This is a genomic window from Corynebacterium sp. (assembly GCF_030532715.1).
Classification (GTDB): Bacteria; Actinomycetota; Actinomycetes; order Mycobacteriales; family Mycobacteriaceae; genus Corynebacterium.
Genome location: NZ_JAUNKO010000002.1, coordinates 382824 through 399751 on the forward strand (window position 1 = coordinate 382824; position 16928 = coordinate 399751).

Consider the following 16928-nt stretch of genomic DNA (forward strand, 5'->3'; position numbering starts at 1 on the left):
GCGACATGCACGCAGCGAGCCGCGAAGCACTGGCGAACGCAACGAGCATCCTTGACACCGCGTTGTCTGGGGGCACCAATGTAGTCGCTGTCGCCGCACAGACTGGTACCGAACTGTTCGACGTCGTCGAGGTCCTTGACGGTGACCGCGCCCTGCGTGTTGCTGTGGCTGATGCGTCAGCCGCACCCGAGCAGCGCTCTGGCCTGGTGACGGCAGTCTTCGGTGGGAAGGTGTCCGACACCACCCTCCGTGTCCTTGTCGACGCCGCGGCCCAGGTCTGGTCCACCCCGCGCGAACTGCGCACAGGCCTCGTCCAACTAGGCCGTCGCGCCCTATTGCGCGCAGCCGAAAAGCAGAACCAGTTGGCACAGGTCGAAGAGGAACTCTTCCGCTTCGGCCGCATCCTGGAAGGTGAAAAGCAACTGACCGGGCTGCTGGGGGACCGTAACGCAACCCCGGCCGCGAAGCGTCAACTGCTGGCCTCCGTGCTCTACGGCAAGGTGAACTCCATCACCGAAGCGTTAGCGCTTCAGGTCATTGGCCGACCCGACAGCAACCCCATCGACGATATGGCGAACCTTTCCGCAGCAGCTGCTGATCTGAACGGTAAGTCCGTTGCGCATGTGGTCAGCGCTGTCGAGCTGAATGAGGTACAGGAACAGGCACTGGCCCAAAAGCTGGGCCGCATTTACGGTCGAGAGATGAGCATCCACGCTGAGGTCGATCCCAGCCTCCTCGGTGGAATGGTCGTCCGCGTCGGCGATGAGGTTATTGACGGCAGCACCTCGGGCAAACTCGAGCGGCTGCGCAACCACCTTGTTTAAGGCACGACTTACATCACTAGACAACAATTGCTGGAAGAAACAACCGAGAGCAGGAAGAACATGGCGGAGCTGACGATCTCCTCCGATGAGATCCGTAGCGCGATTGCGAACTACACCTCGAGCTACTCCCCGGAGGCCTCCCGCGAGGAGGTCGGCCTGGTCATTTCGGCAGCTGACGGTATTGCCCAAGTAACGGGATTGCCGTCGGTTATGGCGAATGAGCTCCTCGAGTTCCCGAACGGCGTCATTGGCGTCGCACAGAACCTTGACACCGACAAGATCGGTGTGGTGGTGCTGGGTAACTACGAGACTCTGAAAGAGGGCGACGAAGTTAAGCGGACAGGCGAGGTTCTGTCCATCCCGGTCGGAGATGCATTCCTCGGCCGCGTAATTAACCCCCTGGGCCAGCCCATCGACGGCCTGGGTGCTATTGAAAAAGAAGAAGACCGCGTACTGGAATTGCAGGCACCCTCGGTGTTGCAGCGTCAGCCCGTGGGCGAGCCGATGCAGACGGGCATCAAGGCTATCGACGCCATGACCCCCATCGGCCGTGGTCAGCGCCAGCTGATCATCGGTGACCGCAAGACCGGTAAAACCGCAGTCTGCCTGGACACGATCCTGAACCAGAAGTCCAACTGGGATTCTGGCGACCCCACCAAGCAGGTGCGCTGTATTTACGTAGCCATCGGCCAAAAGGGTTCCACCATCGCAGCGGTTCGCCGTACCCTCGAAGAGCACGGTGCGCTGGAGTACACCACCATTGTGGCGGCACCGGCTTCTGATTCCGCTGGCTTCAAGTGGTTGGCCCCGTTCGCCGGCGCTGCACTTGGCCAGCACTGGATGTACCAGGGCAAGCATGTGCTGGTTATTTACGATGACTTGACCAAGCAGGCCGAAGCATACCGCGCCATCTCCCTGCTGCTGCGTCGCCCGCCGGGCCGTGAAGCCTACCCCGGCGACGTGTTCTACCTGCACTCCCGTCTTCTGGAACGTGCCGCGAAGCTGTCGGACGACATGGGCGCTGGCTCCATGACCGCACTGCCGATCATTGAGACCAAGGCAAATGACGTTTCCGCCTTTATTCCCACCAACGTGATCTCCATTACCGACGGCCAGGTGTTCCTCGAGTCGGACCTGTTCAACCAGGGTGTTCGCCCAGCTATCAACGTGGGTGTTTCTGTCTCCCGCGTCGGTGGCGCCGCGCAAACCAAGGGCATGAAGAAGGTCTCCGGTTCCTTGCGTCTGGACCTCGCAGCGTACCGCGACCTCGAAGCATTCGCCGCCTTCGCCTCCGATCTGGATCCCGCCTCGAAGGCGCAGCTCCAGCGCGGCCAGCGTCTGGTGGAATTGCTCAAGCAGCCGGAAAACAGCCCAATGTCTGTCGAAGACCAAATGGTGTCCATTTGGCTCGCCGGCGAAGGTGAATTCGATTCCGTTCCCGTCGAAGACATCCGCCGCTTCGAATCCGAGTTGCACGAGTTCCTGCACGCCAACGCAGCTGCCGTATACGAGCAGATCGCGGGCGGCGCCGCCTTCTCTGAGGATTCGCAGAAAGCACTGCTTTCCGCAACCAACGATTTCAAGCACTCCTTCCAAACCACGGACGGTACGCCGGTGATCAACGAGCCCGAGGTCGACCCGTTGAAGGAAAACGAGTTGAAGAAGACTCAGATCACGGTTTCCCGTAAGACCGCCAAGAAGTAGGGCTGTGACAAGCACTATGACCGTCCAAGGAAAAGAAGGGAGGCGATGATTCATGGCAAATCTTCGCGAATTGCGTAACCGCATCAAGTCGGTGAACTCAACCAAGAAGATCACCAAAGCCCAGGAACTGATCGCCACCTCGCGAATCACCAAGGCCCAAGCACGGGTCGAGGCTTCGCTTCCGTACGCCAACGAGATCCACGATGTGATCGAACGTTTGGCGTCCGCAAGCTCCCTTGATCACCCGATGCTTCGCGAGCGCGAAAACGCACAACGCGCCGCAATCTTGGTGGTTTCGAGTGACCGCGGTATGGCTGGTGGCTACAACTACAACGTCTTTAAGAAGACCACTGAGCTGAAAAACCTCCTTGAGGAAAAAGGCTACGACGTAGTCATCTACGTTGCCGGAAACAAGGGTGTCGGCTACTACAAGTTCCGCGGTGAAGAAATCGCGGGGCAGTGGACCGGCTTTTCCCAAAATCCCGGCTACAAAGAGACGCACAATTTGCGCCGCCACTTGATTGACGCCTTCATCGCTGGTTCCACCGGTACCGCAAAATACCGTGACGGACTCAACGTTGACGAAGGCGAAACAATCCAAGGATTCGACCAGCTGCATGTGGTGTACACGGAGTTTGAGTCTATGCTGACCCAAACTGCCCGGGCCCACCAAGTGCTCCCCATCGAACCGATCATTGAGCTCGATGAGATGGAAATGGGCGACGGCATTCTCGACGACAAGGGCGAAGTCTCCCCGGACTACGAGTTCGAGCCAGACGCAGACACCCTGCTCGCCGCGCTGCTGCCGCAGTACGTTTCCCGCAGCCTGTTTGCGATGCTGCTCGAGGCGGCCGCCTCCGAATCTGCCTCCCGCCGCAATGCCATGAAGTCTGCCACCGATAACGCGACCGCGTTGGTGAAAGACTTGTCTCGCGTGGCCAACCAAGCCCGCCAGGCACAGATTACCCAGGAAATCACAGAGATCGTCGGTGGCGCCGGAGCGCTCGCCGAAAGCGGAGAAAGTGACTAGATTATGACTACAGCTCTCAATGAGCCAAACGCACAGCAGGCGGTAGGCGCCGGCCGTGTCGTGCGTGTCATTGGTCCGGTCGTCGACGTGGAATTCCCGCGCGGCGAGCTGCCGGCCCTGTTTAACGCACTGACTGTCGAGGTCACCCTCGAAGCAGTCGCCAAAACCATTACCCTCGAAGTTGCCCAGCACCTCGGCGACAACCTCGTGCGCGCCGTCTCCATGGCCCCCACGGATGGTCTCGTCCGTGGCGCCGTGGTCGTTGATTCCGGCAAGCCGATCTCCGTCCCCGTTGGTGACGTAGTGAAAGGTCACGTCTTCAACGCCCTGGGTGACTGCCTCGACGAGCCCGGCCTCGGCCGCGACGGTGAGCAGTGGGGCATCCACCGCGACCCGCCGCCCTTCGACCAGCTCGAAGGTAAGACCGAAATCCTCGAAACGGGCATTAAGGTCATCGACTTGCTTACCCCCTATGTGAAGGGTGGCAAGATTGGTCTGTTCGGTGGTGCCGGTGTGGGCAAAACCGTGCTGATCCAAGAGATGATTACCCGTATCGCGCGCGAGTTCTCCGGTACTTCCGTGTTCGCCGGTGTGGGTGAGCGCACCCGTGAAGGTACCGACCTCTTCCTTGAAATGGAAGAAATGGGCGTGCTGCAGGATACCGCCCTCGTGTTCGGCCAGATGGACGAGCCGCCGGGAGTTCGTATGCGCGTCGCCTTGTCCGGCCTGACCATGGCCGAGTACTTCCGCGACGTGCAACACCAGGACGTGTTGTTGTTCATCGACAACATCTTCCGTTTCACCCAGGCAGGTTCCGAGGTGTCCACGCTGCTGGGCCGCATGCCCTCGGCCGTGGGCTACCAGCCCACCCTCGCTGATGAGATGGGTATCCTGCAGGAGCGCATTACCTCCACCAAGGGTAAGTCGATTACCTCGCTGCAGGCCGTGTACGTTCCCGCCGACGACTACACCGACCCCGCCCCGGCCACCACCTTCGCGCACCTCGATGCCACCACCGAGCTGGACCGTGGTATCGCCTCGAAGGGTATTTACCCGGCCGTAAACCCGCTGACCTCTACCTCTCGTATTCTCGAGCCGGGTATTGTTGGCGAGCGTCACTACAATGTCGCTCAGCGTGTGATCCACATTCTGCAGAAGAACAAGGAACTCCAAGACATCATCGCCATCCTCGGTATGGATGAGCTGTCTGAAGAGGACAAGATCACCGTGCAGCGCGCGCGTCGTTTGGAGCGCTTCCTCGGCCAAAACTTCTTCGTTGCGGAGAAGTTCACCGGCATTCCTGGTTCGTACGTTCCGCTGGAGCACACCATCGAAGCGTTCGAGCGCATCTGCAACGGCGACTTCGACCACTACCCAGAGCAGGCGTTCAACGGCCTGGGTGGTTTGGACGACGTCGAGGCCGCTTACAAGAAGATGACCGGAAAGTAAAGGGGCGAGACACATGGCTGAAATCACCGCTGAATTGGTCTCCGTGGAACGTCCGTTGTGGTCTGGCAAGGCCACCATCGTTACGGCCCAGACCACCGAGGGTGAGATCGGCGTGCTGCCCGGCCACGAGCCCATGCTTGGCCAATTGGCCGAAAACGGCGTAGTGGTCATCCGTCCCGTCGACGGCGATAAACTCGTCGCCGCCGCTCCGGGTGGTTTCCTTTCCATTTCCAAGGACAAGGTGACCATTCTGGCCCACTATGCAGTGTGGGCCAGTGAAGTGGATGCTGCTGCAGCTGAGGCGAACCTGACGTCGGACGATCCCGAAGTCAAGGCTCGTGCCGAAGCTGAACTGCGCGCATTACGCCGCGAAAAGGAGGCCTAAGGGCTTCTTGTAGGCACACCCGTCTGCTTTCTGCTTACTTTTAGGGCCACCCGCATTTGCGGGTGGCCCTTTGTGTACAAAAGCATAGGCACTCTATTATTCGCCCCCGCTTAAGCAGGATGTTCGATAAGAGGCACATGTGCAGCTCAGCCCGGAATATTGTTGCTTGTGCACAAGGGGTATGATGATTCAAAAATACTGCGGTGGCAGGTGGGAGGCTCGCCACCGCTAGTCAGATTGGTGGTGTGTGCGCGTGGAATATTTTTGGTATGGCCTCGTAATCGTGGCCGCGACGGTGGTGATGCTTGCCGTGTGGCGCTTTTACATGCTGCGTAGTAGTGGCAGCCTTGTCATCTTACGCAGCATGCCAGCCCAAGGGGCGCACGGCTGGCGCCACGGTTTGATCCGCTATAACGGCGCCTATGTGGAGTATTACAAGCTTCGTTCGTTGTCACCTGTGGCCAATATTGCAATTGATCGTCAACACACCAATCTCATTCACAGCCGTCAGCCCACCTCCCACGAGTCGGAGTTTATGGAACCCGGCACCAAGATCGTAGACATTCTCGTCGGCGACACTGAGTTCGAAATCGCGATGGATTCCCGCAGTGAAATGGCCTTTACGGCGTGGTTAGAATCAGCCCCAAGTGCGCGGCTGGAGCGGGCGGATCCCAGGGAGGCGATTCGTCACCTCACCCAAAAGCGAAATGCTACTTAACCTTGGGCTACAGTTGAGGAATGCGTCTCGTCATTGCTCGGTGTTCTGTTGATTATGTTGGCCGTTTGGAAGCTCATTTGCCCATGGCGGACCGGTTGCTCATGGTCAAAGCCGATGGTTCGGTATCCATTCACGCGGATGATCGCGCGTACAAGCCATTGAATTGGATGACCCCGCCCTGCACGCTAAACGAGCAGGAGATTCGAACTGAAGACGGGGAGGCGTTGGGCGTTCGCTTGTGGGTTGTGGAGAATAAGAAGGGCGAGCAGCTGCGCATCACCATTGAGGCGGTGCATTCGGACTTTTATTACGATTTCGGCGAGGACCCCGGCCTTGTCAAGGATGGTGTGGAGTCCCACCTGCAGGAATTGCTTGCGGAGCATATTGAAACGTTGGGGGAGGGGTATAGCCTCATTCGCCGCGAGTACCCGACTGCAATTGGGCCGGTGGATATTTTGTGCCGGGATGCTGCCGGCGTGACTGTCGCGGTGGAAATCAAACGCCGCGGGGGTATCGACGGCGTGGAACAGCTTTCGCGTTACTTGGACCTACTCAACCGGGACGAGTTGTTAAGCCCGGTGCAGGGGGTGTTTGCAGCCCAGGAGATTAAGCCGCAGGCCCGGACTCTTGCGGAGGATCGTGGTATTCGCTGCGTCACCTTGGATTACCAGGCATTACGGGGCATCGAGTCGGACGAGTTGCGGTTGTTTTAATGCCGCGCCGCAACCATCGCAAAGAGCATAAAAAACCACCGCGGGCGTTGCCTCGCGATGGGGCTGGTTTCTTTGGTACGCAGGTGCAGCCGGGGCCCAGCTGGACCTTCGGCGCCCCCTACCTAGTGCGGCGCATGGGGGCCGCGGCCGCAACGAAGTTTTATGTGTGCCCAGGGTGCAACCAGAACATTCCACCGGGGGTGTCACACGTGGTGGCGTGGCCTACGGATCGTGCCGACGAGCGTCGGCATTGGCACGCCCCCTGTTGGGAGCGCCGCTAACCACGCCGCTGAATTACTCGACCGGTTGGGTGATTTCCAGCAGTACGCCCCCAGCATCCTTTGGGTGCACAAAGTTAATGCGAGCGCCACCGGTGCCGGTTTTCGGCTCTGGGTACAGCAGGCGGGTGCCCAGGCCGCGGAGGTGCTCGCTCAGCGCGTCGATATCGTTGGTGCGCACACACATTTGCTGCAGGCCGGGGCCCTTCTTGTCGATGAACTTCGCGATAGTGGAATCCTCGTTGAGGGGCGCCAGCAGCTGGATGAGCCCGTCGCGCTTCGTGGCGTCTTTCGGGCCGATCATAGCTTCGACAACGCCTTGTTCTTCGTTGGTTTCCTGGTGGTGATTCACCCAGCCGAAGTTGGAGCGGTAGAACTCAACCGCGGCGTCGAGATCCGGCACGGCGATGCCGACATGGTCGAGGCAGACAACGTACTCGTGGGGAATATCAATGCTGGAAAAATCGCTCATAACCACAAGTGTAGACCTCTCCGTAGCCCGCGCGCAGGGGAAATGTTGCCGCGGTATCCTCGTGGGCATGATCGTTGCCTTTTCTGTAGCCCCCACGGAAGTACCGAACTCGCATGCGGAAATGTCAGAGGCGGTGGCGGCTGCCGTGCGGGTGGTGCGTGACTCCGGCCTGCCCAACGAAACCAACGCCATGTTTACGCTCATCGAGGGGGAGTGGAACGAGGTCATGGACGTTGTGCGGCGCGCCACCGAAGCCGTGCTTGAGGTTTCCCCACGCGTGAGCCTTGTGCTCAAGGCGGACATTCGCCCGGGCTATACGGGGCAAATGACCCAGAAGGTAGCATCGTTGGAGCGGCACCTGTAGTGGGCGCTGATACCATCGCTGAAAAGAACATTGAGTTGCAACAAGAGTTTTGGAAGGCGTGACAAGTGACAACTCCCGACCGTTTTGTTGGTGGTGCCATCGACCTTGGCGAGGTGAAAGCGCGTGCGGAAGCCCGCGCACAACGGCCGCCGGAAGGTGGGGTGCCGCCCGTGGTGACGGTGACTGCCGCGAATTTCGAGCAGGAGGTGGTGCGCCGCTCGCTGCAGGTGCCCGTGATTGTGCAGCTGGGTTCCGCCCGCAGCGAGCAGTCCGAGCAGCTCCGTGCTGATTTGGCAACCTTGGCCTCGCAAGCGGGTTTGCATTGGATTTTTGCCTACGCCGACGTCGACACCACCCCGGAAATTGCTCAAGCATTCGGGGTTACGGGTGTGCCGACGGTCGTGGCCCTCGCCGACGGCCGACCGCTCGCCGATTTCCAGGGCGGTCAACCAATGGAGGCGCTGCAACAATGGACTGCCGCCGTCGTTTCCGCAGTCGCGGGACAGCTTCCCGGTATCGCCAACGCTGAGGAACAGGCGCCGCCCGCCGACCCGCGTTTCGACGCCGCGACCGACGCCCTCAACGCCGGTGATTTCGCCGCCGCTATCGCCGTCTATGACGATATTTTGGCCCACGAGCCCGCCAATGAACAGGCTAAATCGGCCCGATTGCAAGCGATCTTTCTTGGTAGGTTGGCGGAGTCCGGCGGTGCCGGGGACGCGGTGGAGTTGGCCGACGCGGACTTGAGCGATGTCGATAAGCAGTTTGCGGCCGCGGATGCGGAAATCGCCGCTGGAAACGTCGACGCTGCGTTCGATCGTTTAATTGGTGCGCTGCCCCGCGACAAGGAACGCGTGCGCGCACGTCTGATCGAACTTTTCGCCCTGTTCGATGCGAGTGACCCCCGCGTGGTGGCGGCTCGAGGGCGTATGGCGAGTGTGCTGTTCTGATGCGCGACATCGCCGGGCGCGACGTCGCCTACATGTTCGGCTTGGGGTTTGTGGTGCCGCTCATCGTTGGTGTTGCCGGGATGCTCGCGCACCTGCTGTTGCACAACGTGGTGTGGTCGATACTCGGGGTGAGTGTGGCCATGATCATCGTGGCGCTTGTTGTGTGGAGTTTCGCGCGCCGCGGCTGGACACGCCACGACTTCGGCTTTCAACCCCTCGGCCCGCGCGGCTGGCATCTAGTTTGGCAAATCCCCGCCGGCCTCATCGTTTCACTGGTCATCGCCGCTACAGTCGGCGCAATCCTGAACCTTCAACCCGAACAAGAACAACCCTCCACCGGGCTGGAATCCTTCATCCCGCCGGATAACATACTGCTCGGTTACATCGTCGTCTTCTTTTTCGCCGTCATCGCGGGCCCCATCTGGGAAGAGCTCGTCTTCCGCCGATTTATCATGGGCTGGCTAGACTACCGATGGAACAAACCAGCGATCTCCATCGGGGTCAGCGCGTTATTGTTCGCCGCGATCCACATGGTGCCAGCAATCGTAGTATGGACCTTCCTCCTAGGCGTGTGGGGCGCCGTTCTCGTGCGCTGGCACCGCTCCCTCTGGGCTGGTGTGGCCTACCACGTGTTCAATAACTTTCTGGTCACCGTGGGGATGGGCATCGCACTGTTGACGGCAGCCTAGCCCATCGGCGGCGAGGGGGAATTTAACCTTCGAAGCGGTACCACTGCGCACTCATCGCTGGCAGGTGAAGAATCAACGAGTGCTCGTAGCCGTCCCAGCCTTCCTTCTGGGTTTCCACCGTACCGGGCAGGGGATTGCCGGCACCCTGGTACAGCGAATCGTCGGTGTTCAGCACCATGCGCCACGTGCCCTCCTCGGGTACGCCCAGGCGGTACGCCTTTTGCGATGTGCCACCGAGGTTAAAGACGCAAAACAACTTCTCGCCCTGGGAGCCGTAACGGTGGTACGCGAGGATGTTGTTCGCGGCGTCGTCAGACTTTGCCCAGGAGAAGCCCGCGTAATTGTAGTCTTGCGTGTACAGCGCTGGGGTGTCCTTATACAACGCGTTCAGGTTGCGCACGAGTGTATGGATGCCCTGGTGGTACTCGCCCTCCCAGCCTTCCATGTCCCCCCAATCCAGGGAGCGTGCTTCCGACCACTCTTGAATCTGGCCGAAGTCCTGGCCTTGGAACAGCAAATTCTTGCCAGGGTGGGACCACATGTAGGCGAGGAACGTGCGCATACCTGCGGCCTTGTTCCAGGTGTCGCCGGGCATGCGGTGCCAGAGTGAACCCTTGCCGTGTACCACTTCATCGTGCGAAATGGGCAACACGAACTTTTCCGAATAGGCGTACACCATTGAGAAGGTGATCTCGTGATGATGGTGCTCGCGGTGCACGGGGTCCTTAGAGAAGTACTCCAAGGTGTCGTTCATCCAACCCATGTTCCACTTGAAGGAGAAGCCCAAGCCGCCGTCCTCCGTGGGGGAGGTCACGCCCGTCCATGAGGTGGATTCCTCGGCGATGGTCAACACGCCGGGGTGCTCGCGGTGCACAGTGGCATTCATCTCCTGAAGGAATTGCACAGCTTCCAAGTGCTCATTGCCGCCGTATTGGTTGGGTTCCCATTCGCCGGCGTCGCGGGAGTAATCCAGGTACAGCATGGAGGCGACGGCGTCGACACGCAGCCCGTCGATGTGGAACTCCTCGCACCAGTAGAGGGCGTTCGCAACAAGGAAGTTGCGCACCTCGTGGCGGCCAAAATCGAACACGTAGGTGCCCCAGTCCTTTTGTTCACCGCGGCGCCAGTCGGGGTGCTCGTACAGGGCGCGGCCGTCGAAACGCGCCAACGCCCAATCGTCCTTGGGGAAATGCGCAGGCACCCAGTCAACAATGACGCCGATGCCGCGGGCGTGGAATGCGTCCACCAGCGCGCGGAACTCATCCGGGGTGCCCCAGCGCGAGCTCGGTGCGAAATACCCCGACACCTGGTACCCCCAGGAGCCGCCGAATGGGTGTTCTGCAACGGGCATGAATTCCACATGCGTATAGCCCATGTCCGCAACGTAATTCACCAGCTCCGTGGCGAGCTCTTTGTATCCCAAACCCTGCTTCCAGGAGCCTAAGTGTACCTCGTACACACTCATCGGCAGTTCGTCCGCGTTCACGGCCGCGCGATGCGCCAGCCACTCTGCGTCCTGCCACTGATACTCGGATGAGGTAATCACCGACCCCGTAGCGGGAGGCGTTTCCGCGAGGCGTGCCAGCGGGTCCGCCTTATCGCGCCGGTGCCCTTCTTGGGTCTGGATTGCGTACTTATACACCTCGCCAGCGCCCACGCCCGGAATGAACAATTCCCAAATGCCGCAGGAACCCAGCGAGCGCATGGGGAACTGGGAAGAATTCCAACCACAGAAATCGCCAACCACGGCGCAACCAATAGCGTTCGGGGCCCACACCGCGAACGAAGTGCCCGACACCTCGCCGAGCTCCGTGGAAAACGTGCGCACATGCGAACCCAGAACCTCCCACAAGCGTTCGTGGCGGCCCTCCGCAATCAGGTAAATATCAGTCTCGCCGAGGGTGGGGAGAAACGCGTAGGGGTCGGCAATCACGCGAGGTTCGAAGCCCGGCCATGTGATTCGCAGGCGGTAATCCCGCTGCTCGCCCTCAACCTCGACGGCGAAAATATCGTCGCCAATCGGCTGCATGAGGATCTCGGTGCCGTCAATGAGCAATTCTACCTGCTCAGCCCCAAGCTGGCGGGTGCGCACGACGTTGCCGTGCCAGCCGTAGAAACCGTGGGGATCATGGTGCTGGCAATTGCGCAGACGATCCAGATCGGAGCGCGGAATCGCGAGCGAACTGGGGACCTTCGAATCAGTCATGTGGGGACCCTTCAAGAAAAATGAATGTTGACTTAAAAAATAACAGCACCCGCATTACATTCAAGCAGCGCTCTATACTTCGACGCTACCGAACAAAGCGGGTGCTGGGGGCTCGCTGAAGGTGAACTCAATCACCTTCGCTCACAAGGTGCTAGTCGTGATATTCGGAAACCTCACGCCAAGCGAGCTTTTCCCGGCGCTGGGCCGGCACTTCAGGTAGGACAAAGATGTGTGCTACGTCCCGCCAAGGTTCCAGCCGAACGTAATTGTGCTCGCCCCAAGTGTACGTGGCACCAGTTATTTCGTCGTGCACCTCGAAACCAACCGCGCCGCTCAACCCTAAAGCGCGCAGGTCAAGGTGCAGCGTGCCCTCTTGGGCATTGTTCGGATCCAAGTTGACCACCACCAAAATAGTGTTGCCGGTCAAAGCATCCACCTTGGAGTACGCCATGAGCTGATCATTATCCACCGCGTGGAAATGCAAGTTCCGCAGCTGTTGCAGCGCCGGATTCTCGCGGCGAATCTTGTTCAGCATCGTAATAAACGGCTCCAAGGAGTCGCCGGACTCCAACGCCTGCTCGAAATTGCGCGGGCGCAGCTCGTACTTTTCGCTGTTGTCGTATTCCTCGCTGCCGGGCGCCACGGCCTGGTGCTCGTACAGTTCGTAGCCGGAGTACACGCCCCACAGCGGTGACATCGTGGCGGCCAATACCGCGCGGATGGCGAACATTGCGCGGCCACCGTATTGCAGGGAGGCATGCAAAATATCCGGGGTATTCACAAACAGGTTCGGGCGGGAGACGTCCGCCATGTTGGCGATTTCCTTCCCGAATTGCTCCAGCTCGTACTTGGAGGTTTGCCAGGTGAAATACGTGTAGCTCTGCGAGAACCCGAGCTTTGCCAAACCGTACAGCCGCGGCCGACGGGTAAAAGCTTCCGCGAGGAAAATCACATCCGGGTGCGTTTCATGGACGGTAGCGATGAGCCACTCCCAGAAGTTCGCTGGTTTGGTGTGCGGGTTGTCCACGCGGAACGTCTTCACACCCCGCTTGATCCAGAACAACACCACCCGCAGGATCTCCTTGTAGATACCCTCCGCATCATTATCAAAATTCAGCGGGTAGATGTCCTGGTAGCGCTTCGGCGGGTTTTCCGCGTACGCGATGTGGCCATCCGGCAACACCGTGAACCACTCCGGGTGCTTTTCCGCCCACGGGTGATCCGGCGCGCACTGCAACGCCAGATCCAACGCCACCTCAAGCCCAAGCTTCTTTGCGTGCTTGACCAGCGCTTCAAAGTCTTTCAAGGTGCCCAGTTCTGGGTGCACCGCGTCGTGGCCGCCCGCGCTGGAACCAATAGCCCACGGGGATCCCACATCTTCCGGGGCGGCTTCCAACGTGTTGTTGCGGCCCTTGCGGTTGATTTCGCCGATCGGATGGATGGGCGGGAAATAGACGGTATCAAAGCCCATGCGTGCGACGCGTTCCAAGGCGTCGGCAGTCGTTTTAAAGGTTCCGTGGACCGGGTTGCCATGCTCGTCCCAGCCGCCCGTGGAGCGGGGGAACAATTCGTACCAAGAGCCAACGAGCGCTCCGCGGCGCTCCACCTTTACTTTGCGGGTTTTGCCGCGGGTTAACAATTCACGCAGTGGGTGCAGCTCCAATAGCTGCAACGTTTCGCGCGACAACCCCGGTGCCACGCGTGCCCGCAGGTCCCCATTCCCGCGAAGTGATTCCGCCACTTTGAGTAGCCGTGGCCGCTGCGCCTTCGGCACCCCCTGCGCCGCGCGCTCGAACAACCGTGCGCCGTGTTCGAGGTCGTTGGCCAGCTGCTCCGCATCCTGGCCCGCTTCAATTTTTGCGTTTACCGCGTGCCGCCACGTGGCCATCGGGTCAGACCAGGCGTCCACCCGCACCGTCCAGTCACCCGGCACGTCCGGCACGAAAATCGCGTTTACTTGATCGGGGTCGTGCTCACTGCGCTGCATGGTGATGCGGCGTGTCGTGGGAGCCACGGAGGAAGCTTTCGGCCCCTTGATGTTCACCGTTGCGGAGAGTGCATCATGCCCTTCTCGCCATACCACGGCGAACACTGGGATAACCTCCCCGACAACAGCTTTGGAGGGATGCGCCCCTCCCGAAACCTGTGGGCGGACGTCATCAATTCCTAGTCTTCCAGTCACTGCTCACTTCGCTTTCAATTTATGTCCTCTGACCAACCCAGGCCAGCTGTCCTTTGCCAGCCTAGTTGAGGCAACACGGTTTCTACAGAGGCTCAGTGAAAACTCACAAGAGTTCAGCCATGATAGAAGTGTGAATGATATTGATCCAGATCTCCTTGTAGATTTTCGAAATGTAACGTTTGTTCGAGGTGGAAAAACGCTTGTTGGGCCGGTTGACTGGCAGATTGAATTAGATGAACGCTGGGTGATTATTGGCCCCAACGGCGCCGGGAAAACTACGCTTGTTCGGCTCGCCGCGGCGGAGGAATACCCGTCTGGCGGGCAGGCATACATCATGGGTGAGCGCGTCGGAAAAACCGATATGCGGGACCTTCGCACCATGATCGGAATGTCGTCTTCGGCCTTGGGTAACCGCATTCCGCCCAACGAACAAGTGGGTGACCTTGTGGTGTCCGCCGGGTATGCGATTTTGGGGCGCTGGCGCGAGGATTACGAGGAGATGGACTTCGACCAAGCCGACGAAATCCTCGAACAGGTTGGCGCATTGCATCTGCGTCATCGGAGCTGGGGAACGTTGAGTGAAGGCGAGCGAAAAAGGGTGCTTGTGGCGCGCGCGTTGATGACCAACCCGGAACTGTTAATCCTCGATGAACCCGGTGCGGGGTTAGATTTAGGGGGTCGTGAAGATCTTGTGGGCTACCTCGGGAACCTCGCTATGGATGCGGACGCCCCGGCGATAGTGATGATCACACACCATGTTGAGGAAATCCCTAATGGCTTCACCCACGCCATGCTGCTTGACGAGGGTTCCGTGGTCGCCCAAGGTTTGATCGATGACGTGCTGACCAGCGAAAACTTGACCCGCGCTTTCCATCAGCCGATCAGTATTGACAAGATTGACGGCCGCTATTTTGCCCGCAGGTTGCGGCCCGGCGGCGTGCATCGGAAGGTGACGGGGTGACGTTCAGCCCCGCCGAAGTCCGTTTTCTCGCCGAACATGCGGACGAATTTGCGGAGGTGGATGCGCCGCTGACTCCGGCGACGCTTCTCCGTGACACCGCGTTGCTGCGTGAACGTTTCGGCGAGGGTGCGCGCGCGGTTGCGGAGTTGATTCAGGCGCGCCGCAGTGCCGCAGGCAAGTTGCCGGAGCACTGGCTCATGTGCCGGGATTCCGCGCAGCAGGCCACGGCGTTGGCTGTTGCGCAGGTGCGCGCGGATCGGCTGTATCGCACCCTTGGAGAGTGCCAAGTTCTCGATGTGACCTGCTCGATTGGCACGGAGGGTCATGCGATGTTGGCGGCTGGTTTGGGTTACATCGGCGCCGATATCTCCCTGCCGCGAGTGCTCATGGCGCGCTACAATGTCCCCGCGCCGTACCTGCTTGCCGACGCCCTGACTCCCGCCATCACCGCCGCCAGCGTCGTCGTGGCGGATCCCGCGCGCCGTGACGGTGGCCGCCGGATTAGCTCGCCGGATCAGTTGATTCCGCCGTTGCCGAGGTTGTTGCACACCTGGCGTGATTCGAACATAGCTATTAAGTGTGCGCCGGGGCTTGATTTTTCGGGTTGGCCCGGTTTGGTCAGTGTGGTCAGCCTCGAAGGGGGTGTGAAGGAAGCCTGTTTGTATAGCGCGGCGTTGGGGGAGGGGCGACGTCGAGAGGCGGTGGTGTTGCGTGGCGATACCCGCGACGTTATTGACGATACGTTCGACTCTAATGTCGGCGCGGCAAGCCCTGGCGAATACATTATCGACCCCGATGGTGCGATTGTGCGCGCTGGCCTTGTTCGCCACTTTGCCCAGCGTGAAGGCTTGTGGATGCTGGATGAGCGCATTGCCTACCTCACTGGCAATCGGATTCCGCGCGGTTACAGCGGTTTCCGGATCCTTGAGGAAGTGTCGATGAAACGTTTGAAACAGCGGTTGCGGTCCTGGGGATGCGGCAGTGTGGAAATCCTTGTGCGTGGACTAGATGTGGACCCCGATCGATTGCGGCGTGAGTGCAAGCTGCGAGGCACGCGGCCGTTGGCGGTGGTGTGCACGCGGATCGGCTCGCGCGGGGTGGCGTTCGTGTGCGAGCCACGACAACGCGGGTAAGTGTAGCCTTAGTTTGTCGTGCGCTTTGGGCGTGCGGCGACTATGATGTGTTGCGTTTGCGCGAACAGAAAGGTGCCCAACTTCATGTCCACAATCGTGGTTTTGGTGAAAAATGTGCCGGACACATGGTCGATAAAGACATTAAATCCGGACTTTACTCTGCATCGTGAAGGTGTGGACGAAGTTATCGATGAAATTAACGAATACGCGGTTGAACAGGCGCTGCAACTTCGGGAAGCTAACGAAGGGTTCCGCGTGGTCGCCCTCTCCATGGGCCCGCAGCGCGCCGAAACCGCGTTGCGCAAAGCCTTGGCCATGGGTGCTGACGATGCTGTGCTGGTCACCGACCCCAGCCTTGCGGGCTCCGATATGCTCGGCACGGCGTGGGTGCTGCATAATGCGCTCAACGCCCTCGACGACGTGCAGCTGATCGTTGCCGGCAACGCTTCCTCCGATGGCGGTTGTGGCGCGTTGCCGGGCATGCTGGCCGAGTACCGTCAACTTCCCGCATTAACGAACCTGCGTTCGCTCACCCTGGCGGACGGCCAACTGGCCGGCGTGCGCGAATCCCACGACGGCGAATACCACGTCACTGCGCCGCTGCCCGCCATCGTGTCCGTCACCGAGCAGTCCGCCAAGCCGCGGTTCCCGAATTTCAAGGGCCTCATGGCCGCGAAAAAGGCCGCGATTCGTACGCTCACACTTGCGGAAATCGGCGTTGCCCCAGAGCAAGTTGGCCTAGCGCACGCGGTCACCGTGGTGCGTTCCGCCGAAACCCGTCCCGAACGCACCAGCGGCGAAATCGTGCGCAGCAACGGTGCCGCTGAAATCATCGAATTCCTCGCCGCCCAAAAATTGATCTAGGAGCCT

General features: G+C 60.0%; 17 protein-coding genes. 14 read left to right on the forward strand and 3 right to left on the reverse strand.

The annotated features are described in order from the left end of the window. Positions 1-5 precede the first annotated feature (5 nt). The 8 genes from Q4D83_RS04830 to Q4D83_RS04865 all read left to right on the forward strand — a co-directional run bounded on the left by Q4D83_RS04830 (position 6) and on the right by Q4D83_RS04865 (position 7104). Positions 6-824 carry a F0F1 ATP synthase subunit delta gene (locus Q4D83_RS04830; RefSeq protein ID WP_303173458.1) on the forward strand — a complete coding sequence of 273 codons (819 nt, stop codon included), beginning with the start codon at positions 6-8 and terminating at the stop codon, positions 822-824. A 60-nt stretch (positions 825-884) separates the two neighbouring features. After that, positions 885-2528 (forward strand): F0F1 ATP synthase subunit alpha, encoded by a 1644-nt coding sequence (gene atpA, locus Q4D83_RS04835; RefSeq protein ID WP_303173460.1) that lies wholly within the window; start codon positions 885-887, stop codon positions 2526-2528. A 52-nt stretch (positions 2529-2580) separates the two neighbouring features. Further along, on the forward strand, positions 2581-3558 hold the full coding sequence (locus tag Q4D83_RS04840; protein ID WP_303173463.1) for a F0F1 ATP synthase subunit gamma: 978 nt from the start codon (positions 2581-2583) through the stop codon (positions 3556-3558). A 3-nt stretch (positions 3559-3561) separates the two neighbouring features. After that, on the forward strand, positions 3562-5007 hold the full coding sequence (gene atpD, locus Q4D83_RS04845) for a F0F1 ATP synthase subunit beta (protein ID WP_303173465.1): 1446 nt from the start codon (positions 3562-3564) through the stop codon (positions 5005-5007). Between the two features lie 13 nt (positions 5008-5020). Continuing rightward, positions 5021-5392 carry a F0F1 ATP synthase subunit epsilon gene (locus tag Q4D83_RS04850; protein ID WP_303173467.1) on the forward strand — a complete coding sequence of 124 codons (372 nt, stop codon included), beginning with the start codon at positions 5021-5023 and terminating at the stop codon, positions 5390-5392. Between the two features lie 253 nt (positions 5393-5645). Beyond that, positions 5646-6110 (forward strand): DUF2550 domain-containing protein, encoded by a 465-nt coding sequence (locus Q4D83_RS04855; RefSeq protein ID WP_303173470.1) that lies wholly within the window; start codon positions 5646-5648, stop codon positions 6108-6110. 20 nt (positions 6111-6130) lie between these two features. Then, entirely contained in the window at positions 6131-6823 is a 693-nt protein-coding gene (nucS, locus tag Q4D83_RS04860) for an endonuclease NucS (protein ID WP_303173472.1), read from the forward strand. Further along, positions 6823-7104, forward strand: a complete 282-nt coding sequence (locus Q4D83_RS04865; protein WP_303173473.1) for a hypothetical protein — start codon at positions 6823-6825, stop codon at positions 7102-7104. The genes nucS and Q4D83_RS04865 overlap by 1 nt, the downstream gene beginning before the upstream one ends. Before the next feature lie 13 nt (positions 7105-7117). On the opposite strand, the gene mce is transcribed toward Q4D83_RS04865, so the two are convergent. After that, positions 7118-7573: a methylmalonyl-CoA epimerase gene (gene mce / locus Q4D83_RS04870; RefSeq protein WP_303173475.1), complete on the reverse strand. Its 456-nt coding sequence runs from the start codon at positions 7571-7573 to the stop codon at positions 7118-7120. A gap of 67 nt (positions 7574-7640) precedes the next feature. Here mce and Q4D83_RS04875 point away from each other — a divergent pair, with 67 nt between their 5' ends. The 3 genes from Q4D83_RS04875 to Q4D83_RS04885 all read left to right on the forward strand — a co-directional run bounded on the left by Q4D83_RS04875 (position 7641) and on the right by Q4D83_RS04885 (position 9576). Then, on the forward strand, positions 7641-7937 hold the full coding sequence (locus Q4D83_RS04875) for a thiamine-binding protein (protein ID WP_303173476.1): 297 nt from the start codon (positions 7641-7643) through the stop codon (positions 7935-7937). A 65-nt stretch (positions 7938-8002) separates the two neighbouring features. Then, a complete protein-coding gene (locus tag Q4D83_RS04880) occupies positions 8003-8887 on the forward strand; it encodes a tetratricopeptide repeat protein (RefSeq protein WP_303173477.1) in 885 nt (294 codons plus the stop codon). Continuing rightward, positions 8887-9576, forward strand: a complete 690-nt coding sequence (locus Q4D83_RS04885) for a CPBP family intramembrane glutamic endopeptidase (RefSeq protein WP_303173478.1) — start codon at positions 8887-8889, stop codon at positions 9574-9576. The genes Q4D83_RS04880 and Q4D83_RS04885 overlap by 1 nt, the downstream gene beginning before the upstream one ends. Positions 9577-9598: 22 nt before the next feature. Here the strand turns inward: Q4D83_RS04885 and glgB are convergent, their stop codons facing one another. Beyond that, the gene (gene glgB, locus Q4D83_RS04890; protein ID WP_303173479.1) at positions 9599-11782 is read right to left on the reverse strand and encodes a 1,4-alpha-glucan branching protein GlgB; all 2184 of its coding nucleotides are present in this window, start codon (positions 11780-11782) and stop codon (positions 9599-9601) included. Positions 11783-11933: 151 nt separating this feature from the next. Next, a complete protein-coding gene (locus Q4D83_RS04895) occupies positions 11934-13964 on the reverse strand; it encodes an alpha-1,4-glucan--maltose-1-phosphate maltosyltransferase (RefSeq protein ID WP_303173480.1) in 2031 nt (676 codons plus the stop codon). A gap of 130 nt (positions 13965-14094) precedes the next feature. On the opposite strand from Q4D83_RS04895, the gene Q4D83_RS04900 reads away from it, so the two are divergent. From Q4D83_RS04900 to Q4D83_RS04910, 3 genes are all read left to right on the forward strand, one after another. Then, entirely contained in the window at positions 14095-14925 is an 831-nt protein-coding gene (locus tag Q4D83_RS04900) for an ABC transporter ATP-binding protein (RefSeq protein ID WP_303173481.1), read from the forward strand. Further along, positions 14922-16058: an SAM-dependent methyltransferase gene (locus tag Q4D83_RS04905; protein WP_303173482.1), complete on the forward strand. Its 1137-nt coding sequence runs from the start codon at positions 14922-14924 to the stop codon at positions 16056-16058. The genes Q4D83_RS04900 and Q4D83_RS04905 overlap by 4 nt, the downstream gene beginning before the upstream one ends. A gap of 84 nt (positions 16059-16142) precedes the next feature. Further along, positions 16143-16922, forward strand: coding sequence for an electron transfer flavoprotein subunit beta/FixA family protein (locus tag Q4D83_RS04910; protein ID WP_303173483.1), 780 nt, complete (start codon positions 16143-16145; stop codon positions 16920-16922). Positions 16923-16928: the final 6 nt, after the last annotated feature.